Annotated in this window: 16 protein-coding genes and 2 pseudogenes; 5 read left to right on the top strand and 13 right to left on the bottom strand. The window is 72.5% G+C overall.

Features of this window, described 5'->3' with window-relative positions; translation table 11 throughout:
- The first annotated feature begins 9 nt into the window (after nt 1-9).
- Nucleotides 10-735: an SCO3374 family protein gene (locus ABZT17_RS22270; protein WP_356351261.1), complete on the top strand. Its 726-nt coding sequence runs from the start codon at nt 10-12 to the stop codon at nt 733-735.
- Here the strand turns inward: ABZT17_RS22270 and ABZT17_RS22275 are convergent.
- From ABZT17_RS22275 to ABZT17_RS22320, 10 genes are all read right to left on the bottom strand, one after another.
- Nucleotides 714-1,052, bottom strand: coding sequence for an Lsr2 family protein (locus tag ABZT17_RS22275; protein ID WP_356351262.1), 339 nt, complete (start codon nt 1,050-1,052; stop codon nt 714-716). The two genes, ABZT17_RS22270 and ABZT17_RS22275, sit on opposite strands and share 22 nt — an antisense overlap.
- A 243-nt stretch (nt 1,053-1,295) precedes the next feature.
- Nucleotides 1,296-1,847 (bottom strand): amino-acid N-acetyltransferase, encoded by a 552-nt coding sequence (locus tag ABZT17_RS22280; protein ID WP_356351263.1) that lies wholly within the window; start codon nt 1,845-1,847, stop codon nt 1,296-1,298.
- 9 nt (nt 1,848-1,856) lie between these two features.
- Entirely contained in the window at nt 1,857-2,285 is a 429-nt protein-coding gene (locus ABZT17_RS22285) for a BlaI/MecI/CopY family transcriptional regulator (RefSeq protein ID WP_356351264.1), read from the bottom strand.
- Nucleotides 2,286-2,422: 137 nt separating this feature from the next.
- Nucleotides 2,423-2,599 carry a hypothetical protein gene (locus ABZT17_RS22290; protein ID WP_356351266.1) on the bottom strand — a complete coding sequence of 59 codons (177 nt, stop codon included), beginning with the start codon at nt 2,597-2,599 and terminating at the stop codon, nt 2,423-2,425.
- 49 nt (nt 2,600-2,648) lie between these two features.
- The gene (locus ABZT17_RS22295; RefSeq protein WP_356351318.1) at nt 2,649-3,332 is read right to left on the bottom strand and encodes a hypothetical protein; all 684 of its coding nucleotides are present in this window, start codon (nt 3,330-3,332) and stop codon (nt 2,649-2,651) included.
- Between the two features lie 180 nt (nt 3,333-3,512).
- Nucleotides 3,513-4,310, bottom strand: a complete 798-nt coding sequence (locus tag ABZT17_RS22300) for a type III pantothenate kinase (protein ID WP_356351268.1) — start codon at nt 4,308-4,310, stop codon at nt 3,513-3,515.
- Between the two features lie 9 nt (nt 4,311-4,319).
- Nucleotides 4,320-5,306, bottom strand: a complete 987-nt coding sequence (gene nadC, locus ABZT17_RS22305) for a carboxylating nicotinate-nucleotide diphosphorylase (protein WP_356351319.1) — start codon at nt 5,304-5,306, stop codon at nt 4,320-4,322.
- Between the two features lie 5 nt (nt 5,307-5,311).
- Nucleotides 5,312-7,045, bottom strand: coding sequence for an L-aspartate oxidase (locus ABZT17_RS22310; protein ID WP_356351269.1), 1,734 nt, complete (start codon nt 7,043-7,045; stop codon nt 5,312-5,314).
- Nucleotides 7,042-8,043 carry a pantoate--beta-alanine ligase gene (gene panC, locus ABZT17_RS22315; protein WP_356351270.1) on the bottom strand — a complete coding sequence of 334 codons (1,002 nt, stop codon included), beginning with the start codon at nt 8,041-8,043 and terminating at the stop codon, nt 7,042-7,044. Before panC ends, ABZT17_RS22310 begins: the two co-directional genes overlap by 4 nt.
- Nucleotides 8,040-8,978: a DUF2520 domain-containing protein gene (locus ABZT17_RS22320; protein WP_356351272.1), complete on the bottom strand. Its 939-nt coding sequence runs from the start codon at nt 8,976-8,978 to the stop codon at nt 8,040-8,042. The genes panC and ABZT17_RS22320 overlap by 4 nt, the downstream gene beginning before the upstream one ends.
- 186 nt (nt 8,979-9,164) lie before the next feature.
- Between ABZT17_RS22320 and ABZT17_RS22325 the strand changes: the two genes are divergently transcribed.
- Both ABZT17_RS22325 and ABZT17_RS22330 read left to right on the top strand, forming a co-directional pair.
- A complete protein-coding gene (locus ABZT17_RS22325; RefSeq protein ID WP_356351274.1) occupies nt 9,165-10,373 on the top strand; it encodes a beta-eliminating lyase-related protein in 1,209 nt (402 codons plus the stop codon).
- A gap of 58 nt (nt 10,374-10,431) precedes the next feature.
- A complete protein-coding gene (locus tag ABZT17_RS22330) occupies nt 10,432-11,535 on the top strand; it encodes a DUF5937 family protein (protein ID WP_356351275.1) in 1,104 nt (367 codons plus the stop codon).
- A 16-nt stretch (nt 11,536-11,551) separates the two neighbouring features.
- On the opposite strand, the gene ABZT17_RS22335 is transcribed toward ABZT17_RS22330, so the two are convergent.
- From ABZT17_RS22335 to ABZT17_RS22345, 3 genes are all read right to left on the bottom strand, one after another.
- Nucleotides 11,552-12,184 (bottom strand): AAA family ATPase, encoded by a 633-nt coding sequence (locus tag ABZT17_RS22335; protein WP_356351276.1) that lies wholly within the window; start codon nt 12,182-12,184, stop codon nt 11,552-11,554.
- Between the two features lie 49 nt (nt 12,185-12,233).
- On the bottom strand, nt 12,234-12,905 hold the full coding sequence (locus ABZT17_RS22340) for a response regulator transcription factor (RefSeq protein WP_356351278.1): 672 nt from the start codon (nt 12,903-12,905) through the stop codon (nt 12,234-12,236).
- A 129-nt stretch (nt 12,906-13,034) separates the two neighbouring features.
- Entirely contained in the window at nt 13,035-14,234 is a 1,200-nt protein-coding gene (locus tag ABZT17_RS22345) for a sensor histidine kinase (RefSeq protein ID WP_356351279.1), read from the bottom strand.
- A gap of 118 nt (nt 14,235-14,352) precedes the next feature.
- Between ABZT17_RS22345 and ABZT17_RS22350 the strand changes: the two are divergent.
- Nucleotides 14,353-15,162, top strand: a pseudogene (locus tag ABZT17_RS22350) (SAM-dependent methyltransferase); the annotation flags it as partial.
- Nucleotides 15,163-15,669: 507 nt separating this feature from the next.
- Nucleotides 15,670-15,888 (top strand): annotated as a pseudogene (locus ABZT17_RS22355) (hypothetical protein); the annotation flags it as partial.
- Nucleotides 15,889-15,898: the final 10 nt, after the last annotated feature.

The following is a 15,898-nucleotide window of genomic DNA, read 5'->3' on the forward strand; positions in this document are numbered from 1 at the left end:
GCGCTTGGCATGGTCGGCAGCCACCACCCGAAAACCCTCCCTCCCGCGTCCACGGACCTCACCACGGTCCCGCTCCCGCGCCGCCCGCTCGATCCGGACGACCGGTCGGGCGATCACCTGCGCCGCTGGTACGAGAACGAACTGGGCTGGCCGACGGTGCCCGAGGACCCACACCGGCCCCACCCGGGAGTACGGCTGCGGGTGGGCGAACGTTTCGACGTCCTGGACGTCCCTGCCGAGGCGGGCCGTGCGGCCCTGCGCCGTCTCGCGCCGGGCGCTCCGGTGGCCCTCCGGGGCGAGCGGATGCGGCTGCTGATGGCGGCGGGCAGCGCGGAGGAGCTGCCGGGGCTGCTGGACTGGCTGGAGTGGGGGGCGCTGGCGCTCGATCTGGTCACGATCGGCGAGGGCGGCGTCATGGACGCGCCGCTGCTCCCGCAGGAGGCGGCTCGGGTCCTACGGCCGCCGGGCCCGGCCGGCGCGCGACCGCTGCCGCTCCCGGACCTCGGGGGCACCCTGCAGGGGGCCGCCGTATGGCTGCGGCCCCCCGAGCCGGGGCGCGAGGTCGAGGCCTCGCTGCCGACGCTGTCGGCCTTGGGGGGCGGCGGGTGCGCCCCCGATCTCGTACGACTCGTGCACACGGTGGCCACGCAGTGCCACCGGTTGCGGCTGCGGCGCGCGTGCGCCGAGCCTTCGGCCCTCGCGAGGGCCGGTGATCAGGCGTTCGCCTTCTCGTAGGCCTCGCGGATCGACGCCGGAACACGGCCGCGGTCATTGACCTCGTAACCGTTCTCCTTCGCCCACGCGCGGATCTGCGCGGTGTCCTGGCTGCCGCCGCCGGCGGCGGCACGGGTCTTTCCGCGCCCGCCCGAAGCGCGGCCTCCGGTACGACGACCACCCTTCACGTAAGGGTCGAGAAGGCCACGGAGCTTGTCCGCATTGGCGGTCGTGAGATCGATCTCGTACGTCTTGCCGTCCAACGCGAACGTGACGGTCTCGTCCGCCTCGCCGCCGTCGAGGTCGTCGACAAGAAGGACCTGAACCTTCTGTGCCACCGGATTTCCTTTCATCGATAACTTGAGGGCCGGGGGCCTGCGGCGTCCGCCGTTTCGCCGTCCCCTGTTATATGCAGTACTGCAGTACGTCGGAAAGCAAACCGCTTTTGCGGGAAAAACACAAACCCTTCGGAGAGACTCGGAGTGAGACCCGCGCCCGGCCCATGGTCCGGAAACATGCGCGTTTCGGACATAGGGAACCTGGGCAGGGACGAGCGGGTAATACGCCGTGCTGTTCGGTGATCACAGATGCAGAAGCATCCGGCTGTTGCCCAAGGTGTTCGGTTTCACCCGTTCGAGACCGAGGAACTCCGCCACGCCTTCGTCATAGGAACGCAGCAGCTCCGCGTAGACATCGGTGTCGACAGGTGTCTCACCGATCTCGACGAAGCCGTGCTTCCCGAAGAACTCCACTTCGAAGGTGAGGCAGAAAACACGACGAACGCCCAGCCAACGCGCGGTGTGCAGCAACTTCTCCAGCAACTGGTGGCCGACACCGGCGCCCTTCAGGCCGGGCTTCACCGCGAGAGTGCGCACTTCCGCGAGGTCTTCCCACATCACATGCAGGGCACCGCAGCCGACCACCTCGGCGTTGTCGTCCCGTTCGGCGACCCAGAACTCCTGGATGTCCTCGTAAAGGGTGACCGTCGCTTTGTCGAGCAGGATGCGGCCGCGGACGTAGGTGTCAAGGAGACGACGTACGGCCGTGACATCGCCGGTGCGTGCCCGACGGACGGTGATGGCTTTAGCGCTGACTTCGGGACCTTCGAGGCCTTCGGGGCTCTCTGCTGACATGAGCGGACGCTATCGCCCACCACCGCCGGGCGTGGAACCGGGGTTCTCCTCCCCGCCATCCCGCGGTTCGGCTGTTTCCGGCCCTTGGACGATGCGTACGGCGTCCCGCAGCGCCTGTCGCTGTTCCTCGCTCATCATCCCGAAGAACGCGACGAGAGCGGCGGCGGGGTTGTCACTCTGCGACCAGGCGTCGTTCATCAGCGCGGCGGCGTAGGCGGCGCGGGTGGAGACGGCCTCATATCGATAGGCCCGGCCTTCCGCCTCACGGCGCACCCAGCCCTTCTGATGGAGATTGTCCAAAACGGTCATCACCGTGGTGTAGGCGATGGACCGTTCCTGCTGAAGGTCTTCCAGGACTTCTCGAACGGTCACCGGGCGGTTCCACTTCCACACCCGCGTCATGACCGCGTCTTCGAGTTCTCCCAATGGGCGAGGCACAGCTCAGCACAATAGTGGGAGATCTCGGCATTCGCGTGCCGGACGTGCGCTTACACCGGCAAACAGGAACAAAAAGGGCGTACGACTCGGGATCTCACGAGTCGTACGCCGGTGCGGCGCAGCCGGAACGGCGCCGCTCAGTCGCTCTTCGCCGGAGCCTGCCGGGCGGCCTCCGCGCGCGCGATGGCGGCGTCGACCGCGGCGTCCTCCTTGGCCTTGTTGGCCCCGCCCTGGGTCTTCACGATCACCCTGATCAGGCCGATGAAGAACACGGCCATGACGACCGGGGGCACGAGCGCGGAGACATAGTCCATACGACCAGGGTAGCCACGGGCGCCGATCCGTCCGGCGGCGGGACCGTTATCAGCCCGCCGCGAGCTGCCGGGGCGGGTTCTCCGCAGGTGGCGGGCCCGGCTTACGGCGGGGGAAGACCTCGCCGGGGGTGGGGATCGGGCGGTGCGGCTTCGGAGCGGCCGGGCCGGGCGCGGGCTTGGACGGCGCCGGCTTCTCCGCAGGCTGCTTCTCGGGCTTGCGGGCGGGGTCCTGGTCGGCGTCGCCGGACGGGCCGGCGCTCACGGCACCGCCGACGCGGCCCGGGGCGCCCGAGAGGCCCCCCGGGAGGGCCGTGAGCCGGGTACGGGAAGCGGGGACGGCCGGGGAGGCCGCGCGGGTCGCGCCGCGCGCGAGACGGGCGCGTACGTCCTGCTCCGCGAGCACCTGGCAGCGGTCCAGGAGTGCGGCGGCCACCGGACCGCCGCGCAGGGCCCGGAGCGCGGCGAGATCGTCGGGGTCCGGCCGGTAGCCGGCCCCCAGCGCCTCCTCGAGCAGTGCGAGATAGCCGACGGCGGTACCGGGCAGGGCGGCGCGGTAACGAGCCAGGTCGGCCACCAGGAAGGCGCGCAGCCGGGCACCCTCCCGCATCGCCTCGTCGAGGGACTCGGCGAGGCGGAGGCACTCCTGGACGTCCTCGGCCGAGGCGGGGCTGGGGTGGAGGGCGAGGGCGAGAGCGCGGCGGAGCACACGCAGCTCCTCCACGCCGAACGCCATGCCGCCGCGGGATCCGTAAGGCGTGGGCATGCCGTGACGATACGCGCTAATCAGACAAATTCGACACAGGAGGGTGGGTGTGGCGAGCCGGGCCACCCGGTTGTCCCACGCCGGCGCCTTCGGCCCTGCCGGCCCTTTCGGCCCGGTGGGAGCCCTGCAGCCGGGCCGCCCCGCCCACCGTCACATCCGAGACACGTTCCGCTCGTACACCAGCCGCAGCCCGATCAGTGTCAGCCAGGGCTCGTGCTCGTCGATCACCGAGGACTCCCCCAGCACCATCGGCGCCAGCCCGCCCGTCGCGATCACCGTCACGTCCTCCGGGTCCTCGGCCAGCTCACGCGCCATGCGGCTGACGACTCCGTCGACCTGGCCGGCGAAGCCGTAGATGATGCCGGCCTGCATCGCCTCGACCGTGTTCTTGCCGATCACGCTCCGCGGCCGGGCCACCTCGATCTTCCGCAGCTGCGCGCCCCGGACGCCGAGCGCCTCGACGGAGATCTCGATACCGGGGGCGATGACACCACCGACGTACTCCCCGCGCGGGGAGACCGCGTCGAACGTGGTCGCCGTACCGAAGTCCACGACGATCGCGGGGCCGCCGTAGAGCTCGACCGCGGCGACCGCGTTGATGATGCGGTCCGCGCCGACCTCCTTGGGGTTGTCGGTCAGGATCGGCACACCGGTCTTCACGCCCGGCTCGACGAGGACGGCGGGTACGTCCCCGTAGTACCGCCGTGTCACCTCGCGCAGCTCGTGCAGCACGGACGGCACGGTCGCGCAGATGGCGATGCCGTCGATGCCGTCGCCCAGCTCGTCACCGAGCAGCGGGTGCATGCCCATCAGGCCCTGCAGCAGGACCGCCAGCTCGTCCGCCGTGCGGCGCGCGTCGGTGGAGATGCGCCAGTGCTCGACGATGTCCTCGCCGTCGAAGAGCCCCAGGACGGTGTGGGTGTTGCCCACGTCGATCGTCAGCAGCATGGCCCGTACCTACTCCGCCGCTCGCAGGTCGAGCCCGATGTCCAGGATGGGCGAGGAGTGGGTCAGCGCGCCCACGGCGAGATAGTCCACCCCGGTGTCCGCGTACGCCTTCGCGTTCTCCAGGGTGAGCCGTCCCGACGCCTCCAGGGCGGCCCGCCCGTGCACCAGGGCCACGGCCTCCTCGCACTCGCCGGGCGTGAAGTTGTCCAGCAGGATCAGATCGGCTCCGGCGTCCACGACCTCGCGCAGCTGGTGCAGGGTGTCGACCTCGACCTCGATCGGCACGTCCGGGAAGGCCTCGCGCACGGCCTTGAAGGCCTGCGCGACCCCGCCCGCCGCGACGACGTGGTTGTCCTTGACGAGCGCCGCGTCCGACAGCGACATCCGGTGGTTGACGCCCCCGCCGCAGCGGACCGCGTACTTCTCCAGGGAGCGCAGCCCCGGAGTGGTCTTGCGGGTGTCACGCACGCGTGCCTTCGTGCCGTCCAGCGCGTCCGCCCACGCGCGCGTGGCGGTCGCGATGCCGGACAGCCGGCACAGCAGGTTGAGCGCGCTGCGCTCGGCGGTGAGCAGGTCGCGCGTGCGCGTGGTGACCGACAGCAGCCGCTGTCCGGCCTCCACCCGGTCGCCGTCCTCGACGTGCCGCTCGACCTCGAACTCGTCCTCGCAGACCACGGACAGCACCGCCTCGGCGACCCGGAGCCCGGCCACGACGCCCCCCTCGCGCGCGGTGAAGTCGGCGGTGGCGACGGCGTCCTCGGGGATGGTCGAGACGGTCGTGACGTCCACACCGCCGTCCAGGTCCTCCTGGATGGCGACATGGGCGATGTCCTCGATCTCGATCGGGTCGAGTCCGGCGTCGGCCAGAAGCTCGGCGAGGGCGGGGTCGAGCCCGCACTCCAGGTGGTCGGCGTGTTCCGCGTCGCCGTCGGCGCCGCAGGCACAGCCGTCGCCGCAGCCGCCGTTCGACACGAGGGGGAGTTCGGGGGTACTCACTTCTGTCACTGCTCCTGAGGGCGCTGCTGGGGCTGCCGAGTCTGCCGGGTCGGGGGGAAGTCTGGGGTATCGGTGGTGTGTACGGCGAGTGTGCGGTCCGGATTGAGACGTACGACGATGTGGCGGCGCCATGTCGCGTCGTCGCGCTCGGCGTGGTCCTCGCGCCAGTGGCAGCCCCGGGTCTCCTCCCGCAGCCGGGCGGCGGTGACCAGGACGCGGGCCACGCACAGGAGGTTGGTGGCCTCCCAGGTGTCGACGCCGGGTTCGGCCGTCTTGCCGTTCTCCGCGAGGGCGTCGCGGGCCTCCGTGTGCAGCCGCTGGAGCTGGTCGGCGGCCCTCTCCAGGGAGTGCGCGGAGCGCAGGACGCCCGCGCCGTCGGTCATGATCCGCTGGATCGCGAAGCGGTCCTCGGGGGCGAGAAGCGGGTGGGCCGGCGTCTCGGGACGCTCGAACGGTTCGGGCACGCGCGCGTGGAGGCCGTTCTCCGCGTGGGCCGCCGTGATGTCGGCGGCGATGCGCTCGGCGTAGACGAGGCCTTCGAGGAGCGAGTTGGAGGCGAGCCGGTTCGCGCCGTGCACGCCGGTGCAGGCGACCTCGCCGCACGCGTACAGGCCCGGGACGGTCGTACGGCCGCGGGAGTCGGTGCGGACGCCGCCGGAGGCGTAGTGGGCGGCCGGCGCTATCGGGATGGGCTCGGTGACCGGGTCGATGCCGTTCGCCCGGCAGGCGGCGAGGATCGTCGGGAAGCGGTGCTCCCACATGTCGGCGCCGAAGTGCCGGGCGTCGAGGAACATGTGCTCGGCGTCCTGCTCCTGCATCCGCCGCATGATGCCCTTGGCGACGATGTCCCGGGGCGCGAGCTCGGCGAGCTCGTGCTGCCCGACCATGAAGCGCACGCCGTCGGCATCGACCAGGTGGGCGCCTTCACCGCGCACGGCCTCGGAGACGAGCGGCTGCTGGCCTTCCGCGTCCGGGCCGAGGAACAGCACGGTCGGGTGGAACTGCACGAACTCCAGGTCGCTCACCTCGGCGCCCGCGCGCAGGGCGAGCGCGACGCCGTCGCCGGTCGACACGGACGGGTTGGTGGTCGCGGAGAACACCTGGCCCATGCCGCCGGTCGCGAGGACCACCGCGGGGGCGTGCACGGCGCCCACGCCGTCGTGCTGGCCCTCGCCCATCACATGCAGGCTCACGCCCGCCGTACGGCCGTCCGCGTCCGTCAGCAGGTCCAGCACGAGCGCGTTCTCGATCGTGCGCAGCCCACGCGCGCGTACCGCCTCGACGAGCGCCCGGGAGATCTCCGCGCCGGTGGCGTCGCCGCCCGCGTGCGCGATACGGCGGCGGTGATGGCCGCCCTCGCGGGTGAGCTCGAGCGCGCCCTCCTCGGACTCGTCGAAGTGCGCGCCGGTCGCGATGAGCCGCCGTACGGCGTCCGGGCCCTCGGTGACGAGGATCCGTACCGCCTCCTCGTCACACAGACCGGCGCCGGCCACCAGGGTGTCGTCCAGGTGCTGTTCGGGGGTGTCGCCCTCGCCGAGGGCCGCGGCGATGCCGCCCTGCGCCCAGCGGGTGGAGCCGTCGTCGAGGCGTGCCTTGGTGACGACGACCGTCTTCAGGCCGGCGGCCTCGCAGCGCAGCGCGGCGGTGAGGCCGGCCACTCCGGAGCCGACGACCACCACGTCAGCGGCGATGGCCCAGCCGGGCGCTGGCGCGTGCAGTCGTATGCCTGTGCTGCTCACGAGGCGGCTCCGAAGGTTCCGAAAGTGAGTGGGATGTTGTCGATCAACCGGGTCGTCCCGACCCGGGCGGCGACGGCGAGGACGGCCTCGCCGGTGAAGTCGTCCTCGATCTCCGTGAAGTCGGACGGGTCGACGAGGGCCAGGTAGTCGACGACCAGCGGCGGCGAGAGCCGGGTGGCGTCGTCGAGGACCAGGCGGGCCGCGGCGCGGACGGCGGAGGGGGCGCCCGGGATCGCCTTCGCGACGGCGTGCGCGTCGGCGGCCGCGCGGGACTCCCCTATGGCGCTGAGGGCTTCGGCACGCGCGTGCGTGGCGGGCACTTCGCGCGCCCGCGCGCGCAGCGCCTCCTGGGCCGCGTGCCGGTCGCGGCCGGCGAACAGCGCGGCGGAGAGGGAGAGCGCCGTCCGCCTCTGTGCCGGCGAGAGGTAGCGGTTGCGGCTGGAGAGCGCCAGCCCGTCCTCCTCGCGCACGGTGGGCACGCCGACGATCTCCATGCCGAAGTTCAGATCGCGCACCATGCGCCGGATCAGGGCGAGCTGCTGGGCGTCCTTCTGGCCGTACAGGGCCACGTCGGGGCGGGTGAGGTGCAGCAGCTTGGCGACGACGGTGAGCATGCCGTCGAAGTGACCGGGGCGCGAGGCGCCCTCCAGGCGCTCCCCCATGGGGCCCGCGCTGATACGGACCTGGGGCTCTCCGCCCGGGTAGACCTCGTCCACGGAGGGCGCGAACACGATGTCCGCGCCGGAGAGTCCGGCGAGCTTGACGTCGGCGTCCAGGGTGCGCGGATAGCGGTCGAGGTCCTCGCCCTCGCCGAACTGGAGGGGGTTGACGAAGACCGTGACGACGACCTCGCCCTGCGGGCCCGCGGTCTCCCGCGCGCTGCGGATCAGCGTGGCGTGGCCCTCGTGCAGGGCGCCCATGGTCATCACCACGGCACGTCGGCCGGCCCGCGCGCGTGCGTGGAGTTCGTCGGCGGTGTGCAACAGGACGGTGGTCATCGGGCCTCTCCCTCGGCGCCCCTGGTGCCCTCGCGCCCGTCGGCGAGCACCCCCAGGAGGTCCTCGGCGAGTTCGGGCTTGAGCAGACCGTGCGCGAGCGCCCGGTCGGCGGTCGCGCGGGCCATCGCGAGATAGCCGGCGACGGTCTGCGGGGCGTGCCGGCGCAGCTCGGCGACGTGCGCGGCGACCGTGCCCGCGTCCCCGCGCGCGACCGGGCCGGTCAGGGCCGCGTCCCCGGAGCGCAGGGCGTTGTCCAGGGCGGCTCCGAGCAGCGGGCCGAGCATCCGGTCGGGCGCCTCGACACCGGCCGCGCGCAGCAGCTCCATGGACTGCGCGACCAGCGTGACCAGGTGGTTCGCGCCCAGCGCGAGCGCCGCGTGGTACAGCGGGCGCATCTCCTCGGCGACCCATTCCGGCTCGCCGCCCATCTCGATCACGAGGGCCTCGGCGGCCAGGCGCAGCTCCACGGGAGCGGTGACCCCGAACGAGCAGCCGGCCAGGCGCTGGACGTCCACGGGCGTGCCCGTGAAGGTCATCGCGGGGTGCAGCGCCAGCGGCAGCGCGCCCGCGCGCAGGGCGGGGTCCAGGACCTTCGCGCCATAGCGCCCGGAGGTGTGCACGAGCAGCTGGCCGGGCCGGACGGCCCCGGTCTCCGCGAGGCCCTCCACCAGCCCGGGCAGGGTGTCGTCCGGCACGGTCAGCAGGACCAGGTCGGCGCGCTCCAGCACCTCGGCGGGCGGGACGAGCGGCACATCGGGCAGCAGCTGGGCGGCGCGCCTGCGGGAGGCGTCGGAGACGCCGGAGACGGCCACCGGACGGTGCCCGGCGAGCTGGAGCGACGCGGCGAGTGCGGGGCCCACGCGGCCGGCGCCGACGACACCGACGGTGAGCCGCGCGGGACGGTCCTTGGGGTCTGGCAGTTGGCTTGTACTCACGCGACGGCGGCCTTCCCGTTCCAGTCCGCTCCGGGTACCGGACGATTTCTCGTCATGTTAACGCTATCGGTCCGAGGGGCGATCGGTCGTCCACAGGCTGTGGGCTTTCGCACACCGTCCGCACACGGGCGGGCCCCGCGGAAATCCGGGTGCCCGCACGGTCGGCGGCCAGGCATGATCCGGCCCATGAGCGATACGAGGGACGAAGCGACGGACCAGGTCGGCCGGTCGGGCGAGGGGATCTCCGAGGAAGAACGGCTCAAGCGCCGCCGTGTGCGGCGCATCAGCGCGTACCGGAGCGCGAAGCGCGCCCTCGCGCGCCCCGGGTTCCTGGGCACGCTCCGGGAGCGCCTGGCGCTGCTGGAGGACGCGCAGGACCTGTACGACCTGGACGAGCCCGCGGACATCTACGGCAACGGCATCGTCGAGGCCCTGGAGGGGAAGGTTGCCGGGCTGCTCGGCAAGGAGGCCGCCGCGTTCTTCCCCTCGGGCACGATGGCCCAGCAGGTGGCGCTGCGCTGCTGGGCGGGACGAACCGGCGACCCGGCCGTCGCCCTGCACGCGCTCGCCCACCCCGAGGTGCACGAACGGCACGCCTTCAGCCAGGTCAGCGGCCTGCGCCCGGTCCGGGTGACGAGCGAGCCCCGGCTGCCCACCGCCGACGAGGTGCGCCACTTCGACGAGCCCTTCGGGGCGCTGATGCTCGAACTGCCCCTCAGGGACGCCGGTTTCGTGCTGCCCTCCTGGGAGGAGCTCACCGAGGTGGTGGAGGCGGCGCGCGAGCGCGACGCGGTGGTGCACTTCGACGGCGCGCGCCTGTGGGAGTCCACCGTCCACTTCGACCGCCCCCTGCACGAGATCGCGGGCCTGGCGGACAGCGTCTACGTGTCGTTCTACAAGTCCCTCGACGGCTACGGCGGCGCCGCGCTGGCCGGTCCGAAGACACTGATCGACGAGGCGAGGACCTGGCGGCACCGGTACGGCGGCCAGATCTTCCAGCAGTTCCCGACCGTCCTCTCGGCCCTCGCCGGCCTGGAGCGCGAACTGCCCCGGCTGCCCGCATACGTACACCACGCGCGCGTGGTCGCCGCCGCGCTGCGCGAGGGCTTCACCGCGGCCGGGGTGCCATGGATGCGCGTCCACCCGGAGGTGCCGCACACCAACGAGTTCCAGGTCTGGCTGCCGTACGACCCCGACGTGGTCGCCGAGGCGGCGATCCGGGCGGCCGAGGAGACGGGCACCTCCCTGTTCGCGGATGCCTGGGACGCCAGGGGCCCGGGACTCGCCATGACCGAGGTGTACGTCCGCGCCGCGGGCCTGGAGTGGACCGCCGACGACGTCAAGGCGGCGGTCGCGGAGTTCGTCGTACGGCTGAAGGAGGAGGCCGCCAAGTAGACCGAGCCCGGCCGAACCGCCCGGCGGCGTTGTCAGTGGCGGGGTGCACCATGAGGTCATGAGCGTGCGCATCGACATCGCGGGGCTGCGGCCGGAGAGGGTCGCCGTCGTGCCCTCGCCCCTGGCCGAACTCGGCATGGCACTGCACGCGCTGTCCGAGCCGGGGCACCACCCGGGCCTGCGGGGCTGGGTCACAGGGGTGACCGCCGGCCTGGACCCGCATCTGGCCGACCGGATGTGCGACGCGGACTTCCTGTGGACGACGACGTTCTCGGACCTGTTCCTGCCGTACGCGGGCATCCCGGGCGCCACCGCCCTCCCCGGGGCCACGCTCGCCGAGGAGCTGGACCTGCTGGACAAGCTGACGGACGAACAGTTCGTCGACGCGGCACTGGAGTTCAGCTGCGCGATGTCGTACGGCGTGGGGCCCGGCCGGCTCGTCGACGCCCGGCAGGGCCGGCGCGCCCTGGAGCTGGCCGCCGCACGCGGACCGCGCCAGGTGCGGTTCACCGAGCTGCTGCTGACCGATCCGCCGAAGATCCGGGCCTGGCTGCGTCGGTTCCTCCAGGACTGCGACGAGGCGTTCTTCGCCGAGGTCTGGTCCCGGCTGCGCCACCGGCTCACGGCGGACGCCCGCCACAAGACCGACCTGCTGCGCCGCAAGGGCCTGGCCGAGGCGCTGGCCGCCGCCTCCCCGGCGGTCACCCTCGACGAGGCCGCCGCCGAGATCACGGTCGACAAGCTGAACGTCGGCCGTACGGCCACGGGAGACGGCGGTCTCCTCCTCGTGCCGACCAGTCTCGGCTGGCCCCATCTCGCCGTCCTGTACCGGCCCGGCTGGCGGCCGGTGGTCCACTATCCGGTCGGCTCCCCGGAGCTCGCCGCGCCGCCTTCCGTCGAGCAGCTCGCGCTGCGGATGACCGCGCTGTCCCACCCGGTCCGGATGCGGATCTGCCGTGATCTGGCCCGCAGCGCCTACACCACCGGCGAGCTGGCGCAGGCGCACGGGATGACCGCCCCGGAGATATCCCGGCACCTGGGCGTCCTGAAGAAGGCCGGCCTGATCACCACGCGCCGCCGCGGCCGGTATGTCCGGCACCAGCTGGACATATCCGTCGTGGCCCGGCTGGGCAGCGACTTCCTGGAGGGCATCCTGCGCTGAGCGGGCGCCCGCCGGATCAGTCGAACCGGATGTGCCGGATGCCCACCCGCGCCTGCCGCAGCCGCGTCCGCAGCGCACCCTCGTTGTTGGGGCGCAGTGTCAGCCCGGCGAGCACGGCGATGCGGTCGGCCGTCTTCGGGACCGTCGAGTGGTCGGTCCACAGGTGCTCGGCGAACTCGGGCTCCACCAGCCGCTCCAGACAGTGGTCGAGCTGCCGCACGGCCCATGTCTCGCGTCCCAGGCCGGCGTTCTTCCCGCCGACGTACTGAAGGAGGTGTCCGAAGCCGCGCTCACGCAGCCGCTTGAGGACGGTCTCGCGCTGGGCGAGGAGAGTGAAGTGGCGTACGTCGTGACCGAGTTCACGCAGCCGGCCCACGGTCTCCTCGAAGTAGCCCGAGTTGGTGACCGTCATGGGCACGATCACGACCCCGTCGTGCTTGGTGAGGGCGAGGTCGAGGACCTCGACGACTCCTTGCCGCCACGAGGTCAGGTCCTGGAAGTCCCCGCGCAGGTCGGGCGGCAGCATCCGGCGCAGACCGAAACCGGCGTGCTCGGGGTCGCAGACGACGCTGCCCCGCAGACGCCGCTGTATCTCGTACGCGGTCTGTGTCTTGCCGCCCCCGAAGGGGCCGTTGATCCACAGGAGCATGCGCAGACCCTAGTGGGCGGCGATTACGCGGGGGTCACGCGCGTGTGGATCACCCGTGCCCACCCGCGCGGACCAGCCCGGTCTCGTACGCCAGGACCACCACCTGCACCCGGTCGCGCAGCCCGAGCTTGGTGAGGATGCGGCCGACGTGGGTCTTCACGGTCGCCTCGGACAGCACGAGCCGGGCCGCGATCTCGCCGTTCGACAGGCCCTGCGCGACCAGCACCATGACTTCGCGCTCCCGGTCGGTGAGCCGCTCCAGCTCCTTGTGCTGGGGCTCCTTCCCGGCGCTCGGCAGCATCGGCGCGAACCGGTCCAGGAGCCGGCGCGTGGTCGACGGCGCGACCACCGCGTCGCCACTGTGCACGGCGCGGATGGCGTGCAGGAGTTCACCCGGCGGCACGTCCTTGAGCATGAAACCGGACGCACCCGCCTTCAGCCCCGAGAAGGCGTACTCGTCGAGGTCGAAGGTGGTCAGGATCAGTACCTTGGGCGGATTGGGCTCCTGGCAGATGCGGCGGGTCGTCTCCACCCCGTCCAGCTTCGGCATACGAACGTCCATCAGGACGACGTCGACCTCGGTCGCACGCAGCACCTGAAGGGCCTCCACCCCGTCCCCGGCCTCCGCCACGACGTCCATGTCCGGCTGCGCGGCGAGCACCATCCGGAACCCGGTGCGCAGCAGCACCTGGTCGTCGACGAGCATCACGCGGATCGTCATCGGAGCCTCTTCCGTCTCTTCCGTTTGCGTCGGCGTTCGTTCTACGTCGGCCGGTCGGCAGGTTGGTTCTACGTCGGCCGGGTTCGTCACAAGGACCGTTACAGGTGTCACCAGGGGACATGCGTCGGTTCAGTGTGCGGGTTTCAGCGGCAGCAGGGCGCTGATGCGGAATCCGCCGCCCGGGCGCGGGCCCGCGTCCAGGGTCCCGCCGACCATACCGACCCGCTCGCGCATCCCGATCAGGCCGTGCCCCTGGCCGTCGGCGCCGCCCTCCTCGTACAGCTCGTGCGGGGCGCCCTTGCCGTCGTCCTCGACGAGCAGCCCGAGCCCGTCGTCGAAGTACACCAGCCGCACGCTCGCGCCCGTGTTGGGCCCACCGTGCTTGCGGGTGTTCGTCAGCGCCTCCTGCACGATGCGGTACGCCGTCAGCTCGACACCGCTGGGCAGCGGGCGCGGGGTGCCCTCGACCTTGAAGTCGACGGGCAGACCGGAGGTACGGCACTGCTCGACCAGCTCGTCGATCTGCTCGACGTCGGGCTGCGGAACGTACTCGCCGGCCTCCTTGTGCTCGCCGGTACGCAGCACGCCCAGCAGGCGGCGCATCTCGGCGAGGGCCTGACGGCCGGTGGACGAGATGGTCTCCAGGGCCTTCTTCGCCTGGTCGGGAGCGGTGTCGAGGACGTAGGCGGCGCCGTCGGCCTGCACCACCATCACGGACACGTTGTGCGCCACGACGTCGTGCAACTCGCGGGCGATCCGCGCGCGTTCGGCGGCGACCGCGACCTTGGCCTGCGCCTCGCGCTCCTTCTCCAGGCGGGCGGCGCGCTCCTCCAGCTGCGCGAAGTACGCGCGCCGGGTGCGGATCGAGTCGCCGAGCACCCAGGCCAGCGCGAACGGCACGGTCAGGAAGACCGCCTTCGCGGCGTTGCCCAGCGCGCTGCCGTCCAGGGGCCAGCGCGCCTGCGCCAGCGGCGCCGCGCACAGCCCCATGGCCAGCGCGAGCCGGGAGGCCCATCGGGCGCCCGTCGCGGCCACCGTGTAGACGATCACCAGCATGGCGAAGTCGGCGGCCATCGTCTGGACGTTCAGCACCAACTGCGCCACACCCAGTCCGGCCGCCAGCACCAGCATCTTCTCCGGCATGCGCCGGCGCAGCGCGATCACCAGGCAGAGCAGGAACGCGACCGGAACGATCAGCGCCGGTGAATCGGTACCCCGGACCGCCGAACTGGCGGTTCCGCTCAGCAGCGAGATCCCGAACAGGAAGACGGCCCAGAAGGTGTCGACCCCTGTCGGGTGTCTGCGGAGGAAGTCATAGAGGCGCTGCACGTAACCCAGCGTAGGGAAGCGAGATGCGTGCAGGGGTCAACCGGAGGATCGATCCGGACCGGGCGCGCGTACTCCGCAAGGTGGAGAGTGCGTTCTCCCGTGCGCTTAGCCTGGGCCGGTGACGGGAGAGACGACGGGCGACGACTGGCAGGGCTGGCGAGCGGCGACGGAGGCCGCCCTGTACGGCCCGCACGGCTTCTACCGCAGCCCCGAGGGCCCGGCCGCCCACTTCCGTACGTCCGTGCACGCCTCCCCGCTGTTCGCCGACGCCGTCGCCCGCCTCCTGTGCCGGGTCGACGAAGCCCTTTCCCACCCCGCCCGACTCGACTTCGTGGACATGGCGGCGGGGCGGGGGGAACTGGTCACCGGCGTCCTGGCCGCGCTCCCGGCCGAGGTGTCCGCACGCGTGCGTGCGTACGCCGTCGAACGCGCCGACCGACCCGCCGGGCTCGACGCCCGCATCCAGTGGCTGCCGGAGCCGCCGCGCGGCATCACCGGACTGCTGTTCGCCAACGAGTGGCTGGACAACGTGCCCCTGGACATCACCGAGGTGGACTCGCGGGGCATGGCCCGCCGGGTGCTCGTGCGACGGGACGGCACGGAGCGGCTCGGCGAGGAGATCGGGGGCGCGGAGGCGCAGTGGCTCGCCCGGTGGTGGCCATGGGGCGGGCCCGAGGGGCTGGGCGGTGGAAGTCATGCCGAGGGATCGCGGGCCGAGATCGGGCTGCCCAGGGACGAGGCATGGGCCGACGCCGTCTCGTCGCTCGACCGGGGCCTCGCCGTCGCCGTCGACTACGCCCACACCCTGGACTCCCGCCCCCCGTTCGGAACGCTCACCGGCTTCCGCGCGGGTCACGAGACGAGCCCCGTCCCGGACGGATCATGCGACATCACAGCGCACGTCGCCCTGGACGCATGCGCCGCACACGGTGAGGCGGCACTCGCGGCGCGGGGGGAAGCGACGGGCGGTGAGGCGGCGCGCGAGGCGTGGGGGGAAGCGGCGCGCGAATGCCCCAATCCGGGGGCGTGCGGGTCACACGAAGGGGCGGAGCGAGGGCCGCGCACGGCGCGCGGAGATGCCAGTCCTGGGGCGCACGAGGGTTGCGAGGACGTCGAGTCAGCGGCGCACACGGCGCGCGCCGGCGCTGATCCAGGGCCGCGCACAGCGCGCCGCGAAGGCGCGGAGGTGGAGGCACACGCGGCGCGCGGGGACGAGGAGCCGGGGGCGCCCCTGGTGGATCGACGCGCTGCGCCAGGAGCCCACGGAGGCGGGGAACAGACGGCGCGCACGGCAAGCGGAGGCGGGGAACAGGCGGCGCGCGAGGGCGTTGGGGCAGGACCGCGCACGGTGGGTGGAGGCGCGGAGGTGGGGACGTGCGGGGCGTGGGCGGAAGTCGATCATGGGGTGTGCGCGGCGTGTTCGGCGGCGCGGGGTGTCCCCCGCGCGCGTCTGTTGCGGCAGCGCGACGCCCTGCGCGCCCTGGGCATCAGCGGCGCACGCCCCCCGCTCTCACTGGCCTCCTCACAACCCGCGGCCTACGTACGCGCCCTAGCGAGCGCCGGCGAGGCCGCCGAACTCACCGCTCCAGGCGGCCTCGGCGACTTCGGCTGGCTGCTGCAGCCGGTCGGAATCGCGGACGCGCTCATCGACTGACCCGACCACG

The sequence above is a fragment of the Streptomyces sp. NPDC005648 genome (genome assembly GCF_040605395.1).
GTDB lineage: Bacteria > Actinomycetota > Actinomycetes > Streptomycetales > Streptomycetaceae > Streptomyces.

Coding starts and splice junctions, on each gene's coding strand:
- ABZT17_RS22270 (WP_356351261.1), top strand. CDS start 10: ATGGTCGGCAGCCACCACCCGAAAACCCTCCCTCCCGCGTCCACGGAC.
- ABZT17_RS22280 (WP_356351263.1), bottom strand. CDS start 1,847: ATGTCAGCAGAGAGCCCCGAAGGCCTCGAAGGTCCCGAAGTCAGCGCT.
- ABZT17_RS22325 (WP_356351274.1), top strand. CDS start 9,165: ATGAGCGATACGAGGGACGAAGCGACGGACCAGGTCGGCCGGTCGGGC.
- panC (WP_356351270.1), bottom strand. CDS start 8,043: ATGACCACCGTCCTGTTGCACACCGCCGACGAACTCCACGCACGCGCG.
- ABZT17_RS22340 (WP_356351278.1), bottom strand. CDS start 12,905: ATGACGATCCGCGTGATGCTCGTCGACGACCAGGTGCTGCTGCGCACC.
- ABZT17_RS22335 (WP_356351276.1), bottom strand. CDS start 12,184: ATGCTCCTGTGGATCAACGGCCCCTTCGGGGGCGGCAAGACACAGACC.
- ABZT17_RS22330 (WP_356351275.1), top strand. CDS start 10,432: ATGAGCGTGCGCATCGACATCGCGGGGCTGCGGCCGGAGAGGGTCGCC.
- ABZT17_RS22290 (WP_356351266.1), bottom strand. CDS start 2,599: ATGGACTATGTCTCCGCGCTCGTGCCCCCGGTCGTCATGGCCGTGTTC.
- ABZT17_RS22300 (WP_356351268.1), bottom strand. CDS start 4,310: ATGCTGCTGACGATCGACGTGGGCAACACCCACACCGTCCTGGGGCTC.
- ABZT17_RS22295 (WP_356351318.1), bottom strand. CDS start 3,332: ATGGCGTTCGGCGTGGAGGAGCTGCGTGTGCTCCGCCGCGCTCTCGCC.